The sequence below is a fragment of the Paenibacillus sp. sg306046 genome, from assembly GCF_059821225.1.
In genome coordinates this window covers 170,735-189,920 of sequence record NZ_JCAMRT010000011.1, presented here as the reverse complement: position 1 = coordinate 189,920, position 19,186 = coordinate 170,735, and the positions used below count along the sequence as shown (strand labels likewise).

The 19,186-nt window shown below is 56.8% G+C and carries 18 protein-coding genes; 3 read left to right on the top strand and 15 right to left on the bottom strand.

What is annotated here, in order from left to right; genetic code table 11:
• A partial coding sequence (locus AC6ROY_RS13640; protein ID WP_500101068.1) for a hypothetical protein occupies nucleotides 1-444 on the top strand: 444 nt, incomplete at its 5' end.
• An 86-nt stretch (nucleotides 445-530) separates the two neighbouring features.
• Here the strand turns inward: AC6ROY_RS13640 and AC6ROY_RS13635 are convergent.
• From AC6ROY_RS13635 to AC6ROY_RS13610, 6 genes are all read right to left on the bottom strand, one after another.
• On the bottom strand, nucleotides 531-1,043 hold the full coding sequence (locus tag AC6ROY_RS13635) for an adenine phosphoribosyltransferase (RefSeq protein ID WP_500101066.1): 513 nt from the start codon (nucleotides 1,041-1,043) through the stop codon (nucleotides 531-533).
• Nucleotides 1,044-1,124: 81 nt separating this feature from the next.
• Nucleotides 1,125-3,563, bottom strand: coding sequence for a single-stranded-DNA-specific exonuclease RecJ (gene recJ, locus AC6ROY_RS13630; protein WP_500101065.1), 2,439 nt, complete (start codon nucleotides 3,561-3,563; stop codon nucleotides 1,125-1,127).
• Nucleotides 3,564-3,603: 40 nt separating this feature from the next.
• Entirely contained in the window at nucleotides 3,604-4,554 is a 951-nt protein-coding gene (locus AC6ROY_RS13625; RefSeq protein WP_500101063.1) for a cation diffusion facilitator family transporter, read from the bottom strand.
• A 95-nt stretch (nucleotides 4,555-4,649) separates the two neighbouring features.
• Nucleotides 4,650-5,600, bottom strand: a complete 951-nt coding sequence (gene secF / locus AC6ROY_RS13620) for a protein translocase subunit SecF (RefSeq protein ID WP_500101062.1) — start codon at nucleotides 5,598-5,600, stop codon at nucleotides 4,650-4,652.
• Nucleotides 5,590-6,822, bottom strand: a complete 1,233-nt coding sequence (secD, locus tag AC6ROY_RS13615; protein WP_500101060.1) for a protein translocase subunit SecD — start codon at nucleotides 6,820-6,822, stop codon at nucleotides 5,590-5,592. The genes secF and secD overlap by 11 nt, the downstream gene beginning before the upstream one ends.
• Nucleotides 6,823-6,986: 164 nt before the next feature.
• A complete protein-coding gene (locus tag AC6ROY_RS13610; RefSeq protein ID WP_500101059.1) occupies nucleotides 6,987-7,901 on the bottom strand; it encodes a post-transcriptional regulator in 915 nt (304 codons plus the stop codon).
• A gap of 175 nt (nucleotides 7,902-8,076) precedes the next feature.
• Between AC6ROY_RS13610 and spoVB the strand changes: the two genes are divergently transcribed.
• Nucleotides 8,077-9,648: a stage V sporulation protein B gene (gene spoVB, locus AC6ROY_RS13605; RefSeq protein ID WP_500101058.1), complete on the top strand. Its 1,572-nt coding sequence runs from the start codon at nucleotides 8,077-8,079 to the stop codon at nucleotides 9,646-9,648.
• A gap of 29 nt (nucleotides 9,649-9,677) precedes the next feature.
• Here spoVB and AC6ROY_RS13600 read toward each other — a convergent pair whose 3' ends face one another.
• Entirely contained in the window at nucleotides 9,678-10,406 is a 729-nt protein-coding gene (locus AC6ROY_RS13600) for a YetF domain-containing protein (RefSeq protein WP_500101057.1), read from the bottom strand.
• A 151-nt stretch (nucleotides 10,407-10,557) separates the two neighbouring features.
• Here AC6ROY_RS13600 and AC6ROY_RS13595 point away from each other — a divergent pair, with 151 nt between their 5' ends.
• The gene (locus AC6ROY_RS13595; protein ID WP_500101056.1) at nucleotides 10,558-10,917 is read left to right on the top strand and encodes a TIGR04086 family membrane protein; all 360 of its coding nucleotides are present in this window, start codon (nucleotides 10,558-10,560) and stop codon (nucleotides 10,915-10,917) included.
• 89 nt (nucleotides 10,918-11,006) lie between these two features.
• On the opposite strand, the gene yajC is transcribed toward AC6ROY_RS13595, so the two are convergent.
• The 8 genes from yajC to AC6ROY_RS13555 all read right to left on the bottom strand — a co-directional run bounded on the left by yajC (nucleotide 11,007) and on the right by AC6ROY_RS13555 (nucleotide 19,072).
• Complete coding sequence (gene yajC / locus AC6ROY_RS13590) at nucleotides 11,007-11,327, bottom strand: preprotein translocase subunit YajC (RefSeq protein WP_500101055.1); 321 nt, start codon at nucleotides 11,325-11,327, stop codon at nucleotides 11,007-11,009.
• Nucleotides 11,328-11,372: 45 nt separating this feature from the next.
• Complete coding sequence (tgt, locus tag AC6ROY_RS13585; protein ID WP_500101054.1) at nucleotides 11,373-12,506, bottom strand: tRNA guanosine(34) transglycosylase Tgt; 1,134 nt, start codon at nucleotides 12,504-12,506, stop codon at nucleotides 11,373-11,375.
• A gap of 13 nt (nucleotides 12,507-12,519) precedes the next feature.
• Nucleotides 12,520-13,578: a tRNA preQ1(34) S-adenosylmethionine ribosyltransferase-isomerase QueA gene (queA, locus tag AC6ROY_RS13580; RefSeq protein ID WP_500101053.1), complete on the bottom strand. Its 1,059-nt coding sequence runs from the start codon at nucleotides 13,576-13,578 to the stop codon at nucleotides 12,520-12,522.
• Nucleotides 13,579-13,649: 71 nt separating this feature from the next.
• Nucleotides 13,650-15,842 carry a SpoIID/LytB domain-containing protein gene (locus tag AC6ROY_RS13575; protein ID WP_500101052.1) on the bottom strand — a complete coding sequence of 731 codons (2,193 nt, stop codon included), beginning with the start codon at nucleotides 15,840-15,842 and terminating at the stop codon, nucleotides 13,650-13,652.
• Between the two features lie 44 nt (nucleotides 15,843-15,886).
• On the bottom strand, nucleotides 15,887-16,894 hold the full coding sequence (gene ruvB / locus AC6ROY_RS13570; RefSeq protein ID WP_500101076.1) for a Holliday junction branch migration DNA helicase RuvB: 1,008 nt from the start codon (nucleotides 16,892-16,894) through the stop codon (nucleotides 15,887-15,889).
• A 90-nt stretch (nucleotides 16,895-16,984) separates the two neighbouring features.
• On the bottom strand, nucleotides 16,985-17,626 hold the full coding sequence (ruvA, locus tag AC6ROY_RS13565; protein ID WP_500101051.1) for a Holliday junction branch migration protein RuvA: 642 nt from the start codon (nucleotides 17,624-17,626) through the stop codon (nucleotides 16,985-16,987).
• Complete coding sequence (gene ruvC, locus AC6ROY_RS13560) at nucleotides 17,623-18,126, bottom strand: crossover junction endodeoxyribonuclease RuvC (RefSeq protein ID WP_500101075.1); 504 nt, start codon at nucleotides 18,124-18,126, stop codon at nucleotides 17,623-17,625. The genes ruvA and ruvC overlap by 4 nt, the downstream gene beginning before the upstream one ends.
• 232 nt (nucleotides 18,127-18,358) lie before the next feature.
• Nucleotides 18,359-19,072 (bottom strand): BofC C-terminal domain-containing protein, encoded by a 714-nt coding sequence (locus tag AC6ROY_RS13555; protein WP_500101049.1) that lies wholly within the window; start codon nucleotides 19,070-19,072, stop codon nucleotides 18,359-18,361.
• Between the last annotated feature and the right edge of the window lie 114 nt (nucleotides 19,073-19,186).

Below are 19,186 nucleotides of genomic sequence, written 5' to 3'. Positions count from 1 at the left end.
GGCGGGCGCTCCGGCGGCGCGGCCGGCTCCCGGTCCGCCGGGCATGGCGGCGGGCGCTCCGGCGGCGCGGCCGACTCCCGGTCCGCCGGGCATGGCGGCGGACGCTCCGGCGGCGTTGGCGGCTCTCGGTCCGGCGGCATGGGCAGTCTGGAGCAACAAGTAGCTTGGCCCGAGTTTTCTCAGCTTTCTCCAGAAGCTCTGAATGGTTGGCAGTCTTTATTTCCTGAGGAAACTGCAGTGGAGCAATCAGAGCGTCCAAATGGCGCCGCTCGTTCCAGACCACGGACAGGACGGCCGTCCGGCCAGCAACGCAACGGCTCCTGTGCGAAGCGCTCAACTTCGAGCCGGTGCAAACGCAATGGCTCCGCTGCTAATGGCACCGGAAATGCCAGCCGGAGCCGGCGAGGCTCCCGGAAGCGCGGCAGCAACTGCTGCCGGCGCTAATCAAGCTGCTGCCAGTAAGCAGGCTGCAAGCAAATAGAACCTCCTGACTCGCTTTGTGCTGCAACGAGTCAAGAGGTTCTTTCGTTTTAATAATGAACGAGTGAAAGGACTTCAACGCCGTCAAGCTTGTCGCGCCCGTTCAGCTCCTGCAGTTCAATCAGAAACGCTGCGCCAACAACTTCGCCGCCAAGCTGGCGTACCAGATTAATGGACGTGGCGATCGTTCCGCCCGTAGCAAGCAGATCGTCAGCGATCAGCACCTTTTGGCCTGGAGCAATCGCATCCGCATGCATCGCCAGCTTGTCGTTGCCATATTCCAGCGCATAGTCGGCTTCAATCGTGTCGCCCGGCAGCTTGCCGCTCTTGCGAATCGGAATAAACCCGACGCCCAGCGCTACCGCCAGCGGCGCGCCGATCACGAAGCCACGCGCCTCAGGCCCCGCGATACAGTCGATGTGCTTGTCCTTCAGACGCTCAGCCAGCTCCGAGATGACAGCGCGGTAAGCTTCGCCGTCCTTCAACAAGGTCGTAATATCCTTGAAGCTGATGCCTGGTTTCGGGAAATCCGCGATTTCCCGAATATAAGTTTTGTAGTCCATACAATCTCCTCCATGTAGATCGCGATCGCGATAACTTCATCCCTATCTATAGCTTCATCCGGTGTACGTGCACGTACATACTCAGGCAAACTGCTGGAGCAGCTCCTTCGCCGAGGAGTAAAGCAAGGCTTGCTCGATCTCGGGACGCTTCATCCGGGCCTGATACAATAACGAAGTCGATAGCTCCCGTTTCGGAGCATGCGGCTCCGCCGGCACCAGCCGATAGCCGCCGCCCGTTGTAGGCGCAGCGATGCCCAGCTCCGTGAACACCTCCAGCATAAAAGAAACCATCGACGCCGACAAGCCCGTCCGTCTGGCGATCGCCTGGCAGAAGCCCGCATCGGCCGCTGATCCCTCCGACGCCTTTTCCAGCATAGCCACGGCGCCGTAAACGGACTTAAACATATCCCGTCCCGGCACGGCGGCAGCTTGGCGGTCATTCTCCGTCTCGCCAAACACCGCGTAGTAACGGCGGGCAGCCCGGGCAGCCTGGGACAACGCCTCAATTTGCTCCAGCTTGTCCGGCACGTCAAATACGATGATATCTTCAGCCGCTGACAAAGCGCAGGAGCCGGCCCGTTCATTTAACGGATGCATAGCCAAGTGGATATCAATCGACCAGATCGCCGTCTCGGCGGCAAACGGCTTGAGTACGGCAGGCAGCCCCCGCCCAAACACGATGACGGCTGGCGGCACGCTGCCACCCGCTTCGCCGGGCGGCTTGCGCTTGCACTTGTCCACCAGTTCGGCGATGCGGCGCTCCGGACGCGTAGCCCCGCGCCAATCAAACAGCTGAATGTCACCAATACGCAGATCCTGAATGACCATCTGCGGGCGGCGTATGCCGTTCCATTCATTGATGGACAGCTCGCCCAGCACATCCACCCTCGCCGACGGCGAAATCCATTCCGACAGCACACCTTTGCCGAAGCCAATGGCTTCAATCCCGGCGGCAGACTCGGCGGCGGCATCCGTCAGCATCAGCTTCAGATGCTGCTTTTCTTTCCCGAGCGTTCGCATTTCCTCAAGCGCCAGCCCTTCAACGACAAACCTTGGAGCCGGATTCCCCATTCCAAACGGCCCCAGCAGCTCTAACTGGCGTATATTGTCCAGAGTGATGTCCGCTGCTGCGCACACCAGATCCGCCTGAATAACCGGCGTCAAATCTTCCGGACGCAGCCACGCCTCGGCCAGCAAATTCAGCTGCACCGACAGCTCTGCCAGCGCATCCTGCTTTAACGTCATCCCCGCTGCCATCTGGTGACCGCCGTAATGGTCAAGCAGCCGCTCGCATTCAGTCAGCGCATGGTGCATATCGAAGCCGGGAATGGAGCGGGCAGAGCCTTTAGCCAGTCCCGTCTCCTTGTCGATGCCAAGCACCAGCGTCGGGCGGTAGTAACGATCAACCATCTTGGAAGCAACAATGCCGATCACGCCTACGTTCCAATCCGGCTGCGCCAGCACCAGCACCTTGGGCAGCCCGCCTGCGGCAGCCTTCAGCCCCTCAACCAGCTCCGCCGCTTCCTTCGTCATATCGTCTACGATTCGCTGGCGCTCCTTGTTGAGCGCGTCGAGGCTGTCAGCCAGCTGCATCGCTTCCTGCGGATCATCGGACGTCAGCAGCTTGACCGCTGCATCCGCGCTAAGCAACCGCCCGCTGGCATTGATGCGCGGCGCCAGCGCAAACCCGATATGCGTCGAATTTACTTCCTTGACGGCAACGCCGGACACCTCCAGCAAAGCCCGGAGCCCGGCGTTCGCAGTCGAGCGCATACGTTCAATCCCTTGCTTCACCATAATGCGGTTTTCATCCGTCAGCTGCATCAAGTCGGCGATCGTACCGATCGCCACATATTCCAGCAGCTCCTCCGGCCAGCGTCCGAGCAGCGCTTGCGCCAGCTTGAAGGCAACGCCGACACCGGCCAGCTGCTTGAACGGATACGGACAGCCCGGTTTTTTCGGATTCACAAGCGCATAAGCAGCCGGAAGCAGCTCAGGAGGCTCATGATGGTCCGTAACAACCACATCAATGCCAAGCGAAGCGGCATAAGCAATCTGCTCAACCGCGCTAATGCCCGTATCCACGGTGACAATCAGTCCGATTCCCTGTTGCTTGGCCAGATCAATCGCTCCATGATTCAGCCCGTACCCTTCCTGTACCCGGTGCGGAATATACGTATCGAAGCTGCAGTCGAGCTGCTTGAGCAGCGCAACCATCAACGAGGTGCTGCTGACGCCATCGGCATCGTAGTCGCCGTAGACCCGGATCTTCTCTCCTGCTTCAATTGCCCGGCGAATGCGGCTCACAGCCAGCTCCATGCCGTCCAAAAGGAACGGATCATGAGCCAAATCCGTTCCTCCGCTTAAAAACTCAGCTGCATGCCGGGCATCTGTGAATCCCCTGGCGACCAGCAGCCGCGACAGCAGCGGGGAAACATTCAGCTCCTCGGCAAGCTCCTGAACCTGGTTCTTGTCTGCTTCCGTCTGACCGAAGGTCCAGCTTGCTTTTCCTTGCAGCATACGGTGAATCCTCCTTAATTATTCCAAGTTGCGGTTGCTGTTAATGCAGCAGCGTCGGCTGATCATCATGCTCGACATCCGCATTTTTATAAGGGTAGCCCGGATCATAAGGGATCACCTGGACGTCCACCTCGGCCACATGCGTAAACCGCTTCATCAGTGCCTGCTTGACCATTTTCGCGATTTCATGTCCTTCGTAAATGCTAATGCGGGGATTCACGCTGATTTTCACGTCAATCGTCACATAATGGCCTTGCTCCTTCGCTTGCAGGTCGTCAATTGAAATGACGCCCTTGATCCGCTGCACCGTGGACAGAAAATGCTGCGCTTCCTCCACTTGGACGGAACGCGGCTTCGATTGAAGCGTCGCTTCCAGCAGCAGACGGCAGCCTTTCCATAAAATCGCAGCGGCGACAACCAGCGCCGCCAGCGCATCAAGCATGTACAAAGCCGTTATTCCGAAATAACCGGCGGTCAGTGAGCCGCTCAGACCGATGCAGGCAATCAACGATGGCCCCAGGTCCCTGTGCTTGCGGGCCGCCGCAACGGCCGGTTGCGGATTAGCCAACTGGCGGGCCAGCTTGAGCTGGTGCCGAAACCATAATTCCTTACCTGCAATAGAGAGGAGAAGTATAAGTAGTGCGATTGCTTTCGGAGGCTGCCCGACGCCTTGCTGCAGCGATCTTGCCGTCATCAATGCGATCTCAAGGCTCGCTGTCATCAGCAAAGCAGCCAGCAGCGCGGCAAGGACGGGTCCTAGCTTGTTTTTGACGACTGAGCCTTCGTTGAGCAGCCCAAAACGGCCGCTTCTGGCCGCTCCCAGCTCCGCCAGTGCGCTGAGGACGTAGGAAGCCGAATAGACGGCGTCGGCCAGCAGCGCTTTACTTTGCGCCATGATGCCGAAGGCGCCCTTCACGGCTACGAGCGTCAGATGCAGCCCGATACCGCTCCATACGTTCATCGTCGCCTGCTTCGTTCTGTTTTCAGTCATGGAGCCACTCCTCTATGAACGGGAATACCTGTCTAGCGCCGGAAAAAGAGAAGCCGCCGCATGTTAGGCTGACGCGACGGCCTACGTATTTGTGCTTACGCAGCAGCTTTTTTCTTGGTGCCCAGCGCCTTCTTTTTCAGCTCATACCAGAGCGGACCGGCGATACAAATCGACGAGTACGCACCGCTGGTCAACCCGATCAGCTTCGCGAGCGCGAACAGCTTGATCGCCGGGCTGCCGAAAATAAGCAAGCAAAGCGCTGCTATCAATACCGTGATAACCGTGTTAAGGTTTCGCTTCATCGTCTGCCAGATACTGTCATGCAGCAGATTGGACAAATCATCTGCTGTTTTCAGACGGGCAAAGCGCAGGTTTTCACGGACACGGTCAAATATAACAATCTTATCATTGATGGAGTAACCGATGGTTGTCAAAATTGCCGCCATAAACGGCAGGTTGACCTCCATTCGGAAAATCGCAAAAAAGCTGATGACGACAAATGCGTCATGCAAAATGGCAATGATCGAAGCGATGGCAAAGCGCCATTCAAACCGGATCGTCACATACAAAGCAATCGCAATGCTCGCCACGCCGATGGCCAGCAGCGCCTTATTTTGCTGCTCGATCGCCATATCCGCCGTTACCGTGTTAACCTCTTGGGACACGCTGTCGCCGTAGGTAGCAATAAAGGCTTGCTTTACCTTTGTCACCGTCGCTTCATCCACAATGTCGCTGAACCGGACGGACAGCCTCGTTCCATTATCGCCGCCGAGTGTGATTGTCTCCGGCTCAGCGCCGCTGGCCTTGATCAGCTCCTCGGCCTTCGCCTTGTCCATCGTTTGTGCGGCTGAAATATCCATGGACGTACCAGCGCGGAAGTCAACGCCGTAGTTCAGCCCTTTCCACGACAGCATAATGACCCCGAGCAAGCAAATCAACAGCGATGCGATATAAAAATATTTGCGGTGCTTGACGAAGTCAAAATAGTGTTTAAAATAGTCATGCGTATTTGTAACATGGACATTCTTGGATGGGTTAGAGTGCACGGATTTCCGACTCCTTTACGCCAAAGTAAGACGGCTTCTTGAACACATTGGCGCGAATCAGCAAGACGAGCAAAAGCCGCGCAAAGAAGATGTTGGTCACGATACTCAGCGCAATGGTGAGCATATTGGTCAAAGCAAAGCCGCGGATGGCGCCGTTACCGATGTAGAAAAGCACCGCTCCACAAATAATATTCGTAATATTCGCGTCCATGATGGTGCGGAAGGAATGCTTCGAGCCCGCCTTGAGCGAGGACAGGATGCTTTTGCCGCTGCGAATTTCTTCCTTGATCCGTTCAGCCGTAATTATGTTGGCGTCAACGGCCATCCCTACGCCGAGAATAAACGCAGCAATGCCTGGAAGCGTCAGCGTTGCATTGATCAGTTCAAATACCAGCAGCAGCAGCCAACCGAATGTAATAATCGAAATCGACGCAACCAGCCCTGGAATGCGATAGAAAAAAAGCATAAATATCAGGATCAGCACGGAGCCGATCAAACCGGCCTTCACCGTCTCCTGCAGCGACTGCAAGCCCAGCGTAGCGCCTACGCTTTGGGTATATTTTTCGGTCAGCTTGAGCGGCAGCGCGCCCAGGTTGATCGTGTCAGCCAGCTTCTTCGCTTCGTCAAAGGTGAAGTTGCCCGTAATCGTCGCTTTGCCATCCGTCAGCACCTGCTGAATGACTGGCGAGGACAATTGGGTTTCGTCCAGATAAATGCTCAGCGGTTGACCAAGCAGCTTCTCCGTCACCTTGCGAAATTTCTCCTTGTCTTTCACTTCAATCGCGATCATCGGACGGTTCGTCTGGTCAAACTGCACCGCGGCGGCGCCTTCGACGAAATCGTTGCCGAGCATTTCCTTCGTTCCGTCCGGACCGCGGAAAGTCAGCTCTGCCGGCTCCTTGATCACCTTCCGTACTTCCTCTTCATTGCTGACTCCGGGAAACTTGACACGAATCCGGTCCGTTCCTTCTGTTGTCACTTCCGGCTCGGTGACGCCCAGCGAGTTCGCCCGCTGCTCCAGACTGATAGCTGTCTGGGTCAGTGAGTCCTTCGTAACCGGCTTACCGGCCTCAATTGGCTCAGCGACATACAAAATCTCGAATCCGCCCTTCAAGTCGAGACCCAGCTTAACATTCTTGACGAGATTAGGGCTCGACAGTCCGATCGAAATGCCTACGATCAGAACTATCGCCAAAAAAGTGACGATGCGTTTGATGTCCATAAGGATCTCCTTCCACACTCAATAGTCCTATTATACCCACCTGTGAAAAACGAGTCAATTTGCCATTTGAACGCCTGAAATGTCAGCAAACGATAGGAAGAAAACCTCTATCGGGCCATGTTGAACTGATGCTGAATCATCCCGAATGTTAAAAAGACACCCGCTTATGTGATGCGGGTGTCTTTGAGCGCACTCATCGTCATCCAGTTCATAAACGAAGTTACCTTGAGCGACAAAATATCATTCACGATTTGATGCAAGGCCGGCATTCCATGCTTGCGGTATTTGTCGCTGACACACTCCCAAATTTCCGAGCCGGTCACATAGGCATAGCCAAGCATGCGAAATTCCTCTGCCTTGCTCACACAAATTTGCTCGATCATATAGCTAAGCTCTTCCCCGTCCAGCATCGGCTCCGTTTCCTCCGCCTCCGCAGAAAGTTCAGCCTCGGCTTCCCGCTCCGCTGACAGAAAAGCCTCCGGGTCCGGCGCAGCCAGCGCTTTCTTAGCGTGTGCGCGTGCTTCCTCCGTTCGCAACAATGCCGTCTCTACCGTAGCTGCCGCCTCGATCATGCCCGGCTTCGCCGATTCATCAGCCAGGCTAGCTTCCCTTGCGTTGCCAGTCCGGGCTTCCCTGACTTCCGCAGCTGACTTCTGCTCCGCCGCTCCGACCTCCAGCTCGCGGATCAGCTCGTTAACCGTTTCAGCTGCATAGCTCTGATTTGGATTGGCAAAAAACAGCTCCATATACGGCATGCTGGGAACAGGCGGAATAACAGCCGCCGTCCCGTATACCTCGGATGGCTCGCGCCCCACAGACGCCGTTTCATTTACCTCGATCGACTCGCGACCCCCAGACGACGCTTCATCTGCCTCGGATGGCTCGCGCCCCGTTTGTGTTTCGTTGCTTCCGTCCCAAGCTGCAGCATCATCTATTGCGGCCGGGGCTTGCTTGCCGCTGTCCGGCGTCTCTTCATCCCTGCTGTGAAATGTCTCCGCCGCGTGTGGTTCGCCGACTTGTTCAGTCTGCTCCTCATTCCGCTCCTCGGCTGGCCCGTCCATCCGTTTGTCGTCCCCCATGCTCTATCCCTCCCGATGCGAAGCCGTGCTCTGCCTGTATCGTATGTAATTCGCTGCCTTCAGCCAATTTCCTGCTTCGCCTCCAGACAGGGCTTGTATAAAAATGTGTGCATGGCTGCGGACAGGTTATGCATATCCATTACTATACTCCTGCCGTGGAAAAGAGGTTATCCCTTTGACTAAACAAACCTTCATTAAAGGCACGATGATCTTACTTGCCGCCGGTTTGATTAACCGGATATTGGGCTTTATTCCCCGGATAACGCTCCCGCGGGTCATCGGAGCAGAGGGGATCGGACTGTACCAGATGGGCTGGCCTTTTCTCGTTGTCATCCTGACGCTGGTCACGGGCGGCATCCCGATTGCGGTGGCCAAGCTTGTCGCCGAAGCCGAGGCCGAAGGAAACGAGACGCGGGTTCGCGCCATTTTCCGCATCGCGCTGCTGCTCGCTCTTGGACTGGGACTGACGTTTACCGGCGTTATTTTTTACAGCGCCCGCTGGATTACCGAGCATTTGTTCACCGACCCGCGCGTCTACTTCACCTTCCTGTGCATGACCCCGATTGTTCCGCTTGTTGCGGTGTCGTCCGTGTATCGCGGCTATTTTCAAGGACGGCAAAATATGATTCCGACCGCCGTCTCCCAAGTGACCGAAACCATGGTGCGAATCGTAACGGTGCTGGCGTTTGCCTATCTGATGCTGCCTTACGGGATCGCCTACGCAGCCGCCGGTGCGATGGTCGGCGTACTGGCCGGTGAAATCGCAGCTATGCTCGTGCTGATGCTGCTGCATAAGCGGGAGTCCGCTCCATCAGCCCCCCGCATCTCCTATGCTGCCGCCGCCGGATCAGAGAAGCGGCCTGCCCGCAGCAGCCTGGGGCAATTGCTCAAGCTTGCACTCCCCGTCACCGGCAGCAAGCTCGTCGGCTCCGGCTCGTATTTTCTGGAATCCATTCTGATCGTGCAAAGTCTGGCCGCCGCCGGTGTGGCTACCGCGATGGCCACGGCCCAATACGGTGCGCTGCAAGGTATGGTCATCCCGGTTCTCATGCTGCCAAGCGCCTTGACGTACTCGCTCGCCGTTTCGCTGGTTCCTTCGCTGTCAGAGGCTGCAGCCAAAGGAGATATGAAAACCATTCACATGCGGCTTCACCAGTCGCTTCGCTTGGCGTTAGTAACCGGAGCGCCGTTCGCCATGCTCATGTACGTGCTGGCCGAGCCGATCTGCGCTTATATGTACGGGCAGCCGGAGGTAGGCGCCATGCTGCGGTTAATGGCCCCCGCCGCTTTGTTTATTTATGTGCAGGCTCCGCTGCAAGCCGCGCTGCAGGCGCTCGATAAGCCGGGCGCGGCGCTCATCAACACCTTGATCGGCTCGGCCGTCAAGCTCACGCTGATCTACATACTGGCCAGCCGCCCGGAATTCGGTATTTTGGGCGCGATCGTTGCAATTACCGTAAACATTATGCTTGTTACCGTTCTGCATGGCTACAGTGTCGCTCGCCTGCTGCATTTTCGAATGTCCGCCAGCGAGTTTGTGAAAGTCGGCATCAGTACTCTGGGAGCAGGCTGGGTCAGCGCTTTATTTATGCAGCTCACTTGGCTGGAGGCCGGAATTGGCCGGTTTCTGGTTGCATGCGCAGCCGGCTTTGCCAGCTATCTCGCTTTGGCGCTGTTCACTCGACTGATTGATCGGGACGACTTCTTCCGCGTGCTGCTGCTGGGAAAAAAGCTTGTGAAGCCATAAGCGGCAAAATGAGCATGAGGGGAGGACCGTCAGCGGATTTTATCAATAAACCACTTGCCGCGATGATCAATGGAACAGAAAAACACGTCCTTGAATTCCTTAATATCGCGCGCCCGCAGCTCTTTTTTTAGCCAAAATCGGGTTTGCCCCAGCTTCCGCAAGCTTTCCTCCTGCACCTTTCCGTCCATAATGAGCGGCAGCGGCAAACCCTCGTATCGAAATAAAGCGGGCTCGGCCGACTCAGACGCGGAGGATATCGGCTCTGAAGACAACGGATTAGCTGTGCCAGCGGCTGACTCGGACGGCTTGCTTTTTTTCTCCTTCACGGTCAGCTTGCCGGAGGTTTCGAGAATGGCAAATTCGACATCGGCCGGACTCATAATTTTATTCTCCCGCAGTTGAAGCAGCAAGTCGTCCAGGTTATAGCGCTGCTTGCTCATTTCCGTGCGATTCAGCTTGCCGTTTTCCACCAGAACCGCGCCCCGCCCCTCGATCCAGCGGCGAATCCGCTCATTTTTCAGAGAGATGTAGGCAATTAAAATTTGCACGGCCACGAGCGTCAGCATCGGCAGCAGCCCTTCAATCAACGGCTTCCGGACATCCTCCAGCACGAAAACTGCAATTTCAGCGATCATAATGGAAATCACAAGATCAAAAATCGACAGCTTGCCGATTTCCCGCTTGCCCATAATCCGCATCGTCAGAAATACAAGCAAATAAAGCAAAATGGTACGCCAGAACAAAGCCCAAAGCTCCATAAAGACCATCCCTCCCGGCTGTCGGTTCAATGGGTATTGTGACCTTGGCCGCAATGCCGCATTCGGGTGAAATGTTGGTAACGGACTTGTACTATTCCCCTGCGCCAGCCCATACAATGAAAACAAGCTCAGTTAAGGAGGTTGCCCTCTGATGAACCGTTCGCCGATGTTTGCCGGCTTGACCTATTCCGCCGGCGTCGCTCTCGCAGGTACGCTGCTTGCTTCACTTCTGATGCTTGGCACCGGATTGTCTGAACACTCCTGGCTTGCGGTTACGCTGTTTATTCACGGACTTGCGCTGTTCGTCGGCGGAGTTGTTACCGGCAAACGGTGCGAATCGCGCGGCTGGTACCACGGCGGTCTGCTTGGCCTCGCCTATACGTTCATCGTCTGGCTGATTGGCTTTCTCGCCTATGACAGCGGCTTTACGAACGAGCTGATGATGATCGCCGGGCTGGCGCTGGCGGCCGGAGCATTCGGCGGCATGATTGGCGTCAATGTGAAAAAGTAACGGGCGACAGACCGCTCGGCCATCCGATGAAAAAACCCGAACCTGTGCCGGAGCTAGGTTCGGGTTTTTTCATCGGGAAAGCGTATCAGTTAACGGGACGAGGCACTTTCCGGCGCAGCTTGAATCGAATTGATCGCGGAGCGCTCAAATGTCAGCTTCGTGACATCATTGACGCGCAAAACAACCGTATCATCCGTCAGCTCAACAATCGTGCCATGAAGCCCTCCGATCGTGACGATTTTGTCGCCTCGCTTCAGATTGCCCAGCATCATGTTGCGCGTCTTCTGGCGCTTCTGCTGCGGACGAATCAGCAGGAAGTAAAGCACAGCAAACATCAGAATAAATGGACCGAACTGCGTGGCATAAGTCAACAAAGTTGATGGCGCGGCCGCATCTGTTGCCAAAAACATAGGAATCCCTCCCCTTTTTAACTTACAGCTTTATGTAATGGTTAGCTAAAACCCTTTGCTATGCTCATCAATACCGTATTGTGCAAAAAATTCGTCGCGGAAATCCAGCAGCCGGTCTTCACGAATCGCCTGACGGACGCCGCGCATCAGCTCCAGCAGGAAATGCAGGTTATGATACGTTGTGAGACGAATGCCAAACGTTTCGTCAGCCTTGATTAAATGGCGGATATATGCCCGCGAATAATGCTTGCAGGTGTAGCAGCTGCAAGCAGGGTCAAGCGGACCGAAATCCTCCGCATACTTCGCGTTGCGTACGACAAGCCGTCCTTGGCTGGTCATGACCGTGCCGTTGCGTGCGATCCGGGTCGGCAGCACGCAATCAAACATGTCAATGCCGCGAATCGAGCCTTCAATCAGCGCATCCGGCGAGCCGACGCCCATTAAATAGCGGGGTTTGGCCGCAGGCAGCAGCGGAACCGTATAATCCAGCACTTCCATCATCAGCGGCTTAGGCTCGCCGACACTTAATCCCCCAATAGCATACCCCGGGAAATCCATGGAAGTCAACTCAGCGGCGCTCTGCTTGCGCAGATCCTCATACATCCCGCCCTGGATGATCGCAAACAGCCCTTGATCATGCTTGCGGCTATGCGCCTCCAAACAACGCGCAGCCCAGCGAGTCGTCCGCTCCAATGACTGCTTGGCGTAGCTATGCTCGGCCGGATACGGCGGGCATTCGTCGAACGCCATAATAATATCCGCGCCCAGCGCATTTTGAATTTCGATGGATTTCTCCGGCGAAATAAACAGCTTGTCCCCGTTCAGATGCGAACGGAACTGCACGCCTTCCTCCGTAATTTTCCGCATCTCGCTGAGTGAAAACACCTGGAAGCCGCCGCTATCGGTCAAAATCGGACGATCCCAGTTCATAAACTTGTGCAGCCCGCCGGCCTTCTTCACAATCTCATGGCCCGGACGCAAAAACAAATGATACGTATTGCTCAAAATGATATGCGCATCCATCTGCTTGATTTCTTCCGGACTCATCGTCTTTACGCTTGCTTGCGTGCCGACCGGCATAAAGGCCGGTGTTTCAATCGTGCCGTGCGGCGTGTGTACGCGTCCGAGCCGCGCGCCCGACTGCTTGCACGTTTTAATCGGTTCATAGGTAATCGCCATCAGATCACTTCCTTCAATAAATAAACATCGCGTCGCCAAAGCTGAAAAACCGGTATTCCCGCTCCACAGCTTCCCTGTATGCGGCCAGTACATGCTCGCGCCCGGCCAAGGCGCTGATCAGCATCAGCAGCGTGGACTTGGGCAAGTGGAAATTGGTCAGCAGCGCATCTACGATCCTGTACCGGTAGCCGGGATAAATGAAAATCCCGGTCCAGCCGCTGCCCGCCTCCAGCACGCCGTCCTCCCGCGCAGCCGTTTCCAGCGTGCGCGCGCTGGTCGTGCCGACAGCGACGACCCGACCACCGCTCGCCTTGGCCGCATTGATACGGTCCGCCGTTTCCTGGGTCACCTCATAAAACTCCTCGTGCATCTCATGCTCATCAATACTTTCAGCCGACACCGGACGGAATGTGCCCAGTCCGACATGCAGCGTCACATAGGCCAGCTGCACGCCTTTCTCCTCCAGCTTCCGCAAGTAAGCCTCGGTAAAGTGCAGCCCTGCCGTCGGAGCGGCCGCTGAGCCTTGATGCCTGGCGTAAACGGTCTGGTACCGTTCCCGTTCCGGGAGCTGTTCCTTAATATAGGGAGGCAGCGGCATATGGCCGAGCAGATCCAGGATTTCATTAAAAATACCGGTGTACGAAAAACGCAGTACCCGTGTGCCCATCTCGCCCTCGGCTTCCACCGTTGCCGTCAGCAACGGAGCAGCCGCAGCCTCGCCCGGCTCCTGTACCCCGCCGCCAAATGCGATACGCGCTCCCGTTTTCAGCCGTTTGCCCGGCTTCACCAGCGCTTCCCAGGCATCACCTTCAAGCTGCTTGAGCAGCAGCACCTCCACCTTCGCTCCGGTATCCGGCTTCACGCCAAACAGCCGGGCTGGAATGACTCTCGTATCATTAAGCACGAGCACGTCCCCGGCTTGCAGCATAGACTCCAGTTGTTCAAAGCCGTGATGGGCAAGCTCCCCGGTCTGCTTATTCAGCGTAAGCAGCCGGGAAGCTGTCCGATCCGCGAGCGGCGTCTGCGCGATCAACGATTCCGGCAGATGATAATCAAATAAATCAACTTGCATGGTTGCTTCTCATTCCCTCGGTTATATAATCGTCCGCCCTCGCGTTGGAGCTTGCTTGGAGGGCAGCTGCGTTAAGGCGCTGACTTGGTCAATTGCACGCCGGTATAATACGTTTGCAAAATGCGGGCATAATCATGGCCTTGCTCAGCCAGTCCCTTGGCCCCCCATTGGCTCATGCCCAATCCATGTCCGAAGCCTTGTCCGTTAAAGACAAACACCGGTTTGGCCGACATCACCTTCACCGTGCCGTCTCCGCTCAATACGAAAAAGGATTCGGCCTTGAGCGCCTGAGCGGCTCCTGATCCGCCAAGGACGTACATGGGCTGCGCCGAGCTGCCGGAGCTGGCTGCGCCCGCGGCTCCCTGTATAGTATAGCGTCCCGATTCCTCAATTTCAAACCGGGTGCTGGGCAGCCCGCCGAGCAGCGAACGAAGCGCGTCCGGGTAGGTCGTTTTGACCGGTTGACCGTTAACCGCAATTTCCAGCGCCCGCCCTGATGGTCCGCGTTGCGTAACCTCCAGGCTATGAATAGCGGAGCCAGCGGAAGCCGGCAGCGATGCTCCGAGCAGCTTCTTCAGCCTTGCTTCATCATACGGTCCGCGCACCCACGCATAGGCGCTCGATTCCATCGTTTCGCCGAGCACGATAAACCGCGTACCGACCTCCGCCTTGGCAATGGCCGGGTTCGTTGTGTTGTCGACAAATGGAGCGGAGCGAATGTTAACCGTTTCCTTATAGGATTCATATAACGGGAAGCCCGCCGCGTTGGTCTGTCCGGTATTTCTGGCATAGTCAGAATGAATGTAGCCCAGCGTCCCGTCGGTCAACACAATCCGGTACCACGGCTTTTTCCCCGTCTGCGCGCCCTCGTCTGGCGAAGGAACACTGACCAGATACGGCACCGGATTGCCCCATACCTCCGTCGAATCAGCCGTCAGCCCGCCTGCATTGGAGAAAAACAGCGGGTCGATCAAGGCTCCCTTATAAGTCAGCACCTCGTCACGAGTTGCATCAACCGCCTGCACGGCGGCAGGAAACTCTGCCTCAATCCCTTTATAGACCTGATCCAGCGTCGTGTCGCTGACGTGCGCAATCCCGTATTTCATTCCTTGCTTTTTCACATAAGTACGCGCCGCGACAGCTTGCGCCTTCAACGCTTCCGCAGGCCAGGAAGGGCTCAGCTCCGAGCCGAGCACACCGTACAAATACTGGCTCATCGGCACCTCATTGATCACGGCAAGCTTGCCGCCGAGCGATGTCACTTCGATTCCGCCGCGATACGTACGTCCAGAGCGCTCCGCAACCTGTACGCCGCCTTGAGCATCGGCAGCGGCCGCCCACAGCTTCGCACCGCTGCCGACGACAAATGCCGTGACCGCTTCCGTCCCCGCCTTCGCGGAAACGGCAAGCTCCTGCCGCTTCAGCACATACGCAGCCGCCGGGTCAATGGCTGTCAGCTGCACGCCCGGCAGCTTGGCCGCAACCTGCGCCTGCAGCGCCGCCAATCCGGCGGCATCGGCCTCCGCGCCGACAAACGCGGCGAATCCGCCGGCAACGACCGCCACATCGGCGTCGAAGCCCGCCTGTGCAAGCGCGGCGGCCTGAGCGGCGGCTGCCGCCTCGGTGCCATACAGCCCTGCATGCAACCGGTGCGGCCCGGCAACCGATGCGCCCGCAATTCCTTTAGCAGCCGCTTCTGCCGCCGCTTTACTCGCATAAGGGCCTTGATACACGCTGTACAGCAGCTTGCCCTGCTTCGTCCGCTGCACAATGCTGCTTGCCGCAGCCTGGCCGTTTGCAGCTCCGGCTTTGGAAGCTGCTGCCGCTGCATCGGCAGTCGCCAGCAGCTGAATGTAAAATCCGTCCGTCGAAGCGCGAATCGCTTCATTCGGCTGCGCCGTATGCACCGGCTTCAGCCCAGTGGCATCACGGAGCGAAAGCAGCAGCCCGCTTTCCCCCGACAGCGTCACGGCCGCCGCCCGGCTTGTATAACGCTCCGTTTCAATGAACAACGCGACCCGGACGAGCTCCGGAGCGCCTGCCGCCGCCTGCGGCATACCCGCCGTTGACGGCGCAGCAATTTGCTGCACCGCAGCCGTCTCGGCCGCTGCAGCCGAGACGGCTGCTGTCCAGCCGGTCCCGCCTGCCAGCAGCCCTGCCCCTAGAAGGGCAGCTCCCAACATCCAACCTTTAGCGTTCACCCTGGCTTGCAGCCGTTGACGCGCCCGTGCTCCCGTCAGCTGCAACCGGTCTTGCCTGTGCATAAAACCGATTCCCCTTTCCTCGATCGGACCGCTCTGTCCGCTTATTATCCATTCCGTTTGGGCATAGGAAACCCCAAATGCTTGCAAGCCTGCTCCGTCACCATCCGGCCGCGCGGCGTCCGCTGGAGAAATCCGATCTGCAGCAGGTAAGGCTCGTACACATCTTCGATCGTCTGGCTTTCTTCCCCGATGGAAGCGGCAATCGTATCCAGACCGACAGGGCCGCCCTGAAAGCTTAAAATAATCGCACGCAGCATCTTGTGGTCGATTTCGTCCAGTCCAAGCGGGTCAACCTGCAGACTGCTCAGCGCCAGATGCGTAATCTCATGGGTAATAATTCCGTCGCCTTTGACTTGAGCAAAATCACGCACACGCTTCAGCAGCCTGTTTGCGATCCGCGGCGTCCCCCGTGAACGCATGCCGATCTCCCGCGAAGCTTCCCCGATAATTTGCGCCTGCAGCAGATCTGCGGTACGGCTGACAATATAAGACAGCTCATCGACCGTATAATATTCGAGACGGCTCACGACGCCGAACCGGTCGCGAAGCGGCGCTGACAGCAGCCCGACTCTGGTCGTGGCCCCAATCAGCGTAAACGGCGGCAAATCAAGCCGGACCGAACGCGCGCTGGGCCCCTTACCGATCATAATGTCAAGCGCGTAGTCCTCCATCGCCGGGTAAAGCACCTCCTCTACCGTACGGTGGAGCCGATGAATTTCGTCAATGAACAGCACGTCGCCTTCCTGCAAATTCGTCAAAATCGCAGCCAGATCCCCCGGCCGTTCGATAGCTGGACCGCTGGTCGTACGCAAGTTAACGCCCAGCTCATTAGCAATAATGTTGGACAGCGTCGTTTTGCCGAGTCCCGGCGGACCGTAAAGCAGCACATGGTCAAGCGCTTCCTTGCGCATCTTGGCCGCTTCAATATAAATTTTCAAATTTTCCTTGGCCTGCGCCTGGCCGATATATTCAGACAAATAACGCGGCCGCAAACTAAACTCCGCTACCTCGTCTTCCATCATCAGATTGGCTGAAATAATACGGTCCTCCATGTCCATTCTTTCCCCTCCCGCCTGTATGCAGCATACCTGGCCCGGCTTAGTCTAAGCTCCCGGCCGCAGCCAAATGCAACTGTCGCGCACTCAGCGTGACAACGACTGCTGGAACAGCGCCTGCAGCGCCAGCTTCGTCAATGCCTCGGCGGTCTCCAGCCCGGTCAGCTTCGACTGGATCGCGGCTGACGCGCGGTCCGCCTCGGCTTCCGTGTAGCCAAGCGCCAGCAGCGCGGCCTTCGCCTCTGCCCAAGCGCTGCCGTCCGAAGCAGTCTCAAGCGGAATGCCTGCGGCCATAAAACCGTCCAGCTCATTGGCGGCTACATAAGCGCCTAGCTTGTCCTTGAGATCCAGCACCATTCGCTGGGCCGTTTTTTTGCCGATGCCGGGCAGCTTGGTCAGAAAGGTCAAATTCTCCTGACGGATGGCAGCTGCAATCGTCTCCGGCCTGCCGCCTGCCATCACCCCGACGGCTACCTTGGGGCCGATGCCGTTTACATCCAGCAGCAGCCGAAATAGCGACTGCTCCTCCCGTGTCTGAAACCCAAACAGCAGGTGGGCATCCTCCCGCACCTGGTAATGAATAAACAACGTAACCTCAGCATCCTTGCCTTCCTTGGCCCCGACGGCGTAAGGATTCGGCGTAAACACGCGGTAGCCGACTCCTCTTACGTCCAGCACAACATAATCAGCTTCCCGATAAGCGACGCTTCCCCGCAAAAAATCAATCATCGTTTCGCAGCTCCGTTCAATTTGGATTGAAGCGCCGACGAATGCGCATGACAAATCGCCACAGCCAGCGCATCAGCCACATCATCGGGCTTGGGCACGGCAGACAAGTGAAGGAACATCTTCACCATCTCCTGCACCTGTTTTTTCTCGGCCTTCCCGTAGCCGACAATCGCTTGCTTCACCTGCAGCGGCGTGTACTCCGCAATCGGCAGCCCTTGCTGCACAGCGGCCAGCATAAGCACGCCTCTCGCCTGGCTGACGGTCATGGCCGTTGTCACGTTGCGGTTAAAAAACAGTTTCTCGATGGCAACCGCATCCGGCTTGTATTTGTCAATGAGCTGCACCGTCGCGTCAAATACTTGCTTCAGCCGCAAGCCATCGTCCGTATGCGCCTCGGTTTGAATCGAGCCGTATTGAACCGGCACCAGCTTATGTCCCTGCTTATCAATAAATCCGAAACCGACAATGGCGATCCCGGGATCAATGCCTAAAATACGCAAATCAGCCGCAGCTCCTCCAGCCGCTTTCCAGGTCAATGCAACGCGATCCCCGACGGAAAGCGAACATATGTATTCACTTGTCATTATAGCAGATAACGATAACGATGAACACGCCAACGCCAAAAAGACCGCAGCGGAAGCATGAACGCATTCGTCCAGGTTTCCGCGCGGTCCGGCGGCTGCGTGCAATTCGAGCTTGGCGGCCCGGCATGTCTTCAGGATGACACTTTTTCTAATGAAGAGTTTGCTGCTGCATCGCCTTTTCCGTCTCCTCCACAGCAAAATCGCTCAGCGTAGACAACACACTGTTGTAATCGTCCAGGTCGCGGACTCTGATGCCCTGATACAGCTGACGAACGGTTTCCCTCGGCAGGCTGCTTTCCAAATGACCGATGTTTAACTGAAAAAACGTACGCATAACATTTTCAGACCCGGAGCCGGGCATACCCTCGAACATCGACAGGTTGCCTTTCGCATCAAGACCAAAATAAGCACGCTCCTTGCACGAAGGCGACAAGTCATTAATCGACTCCGTGAAATACACCTTGCTTATGTCGCCCAGACTGACAACCAGCGACGGATGCTGCCGATAATACGCCAAAATTCCGGCGGCGTCCAGCAGGCCGACGCGTTCCAATTCTTCCCCGCACACATACGTTTTACGGTTGAATGCCTCACGCTGCCCTTCCATTCCTTGTAAGATCCCCTTTACTTCTTCCTCTGACTGCCGAACGACGGACAGCTCGCGCCCAAAGACCGATTGACTGCGCCGTTCCAGCCAGGCTTTCGTTGCTTCATCTGCGACGTTGTCCGGCGATAGCCACATCCATGCTGACCAGGAAGCCAGCACAAGTGTCAAGATCGTCAAATACAGCAGCCTCCGCTTTAACCGGAGCTTGCGCTTCCATTGCTTTCTCAGATGATTCCACCAAGTGTACAGTTTCATGCCTGATCCCCTCTTTAGTTAACCTTATGATTTTACTATTTTTCCCATGGGGATCGACGTTTATACGGTTTCCGTGTATACTTGGACATATGGTTTCATTGCAGCAGGGAAGGA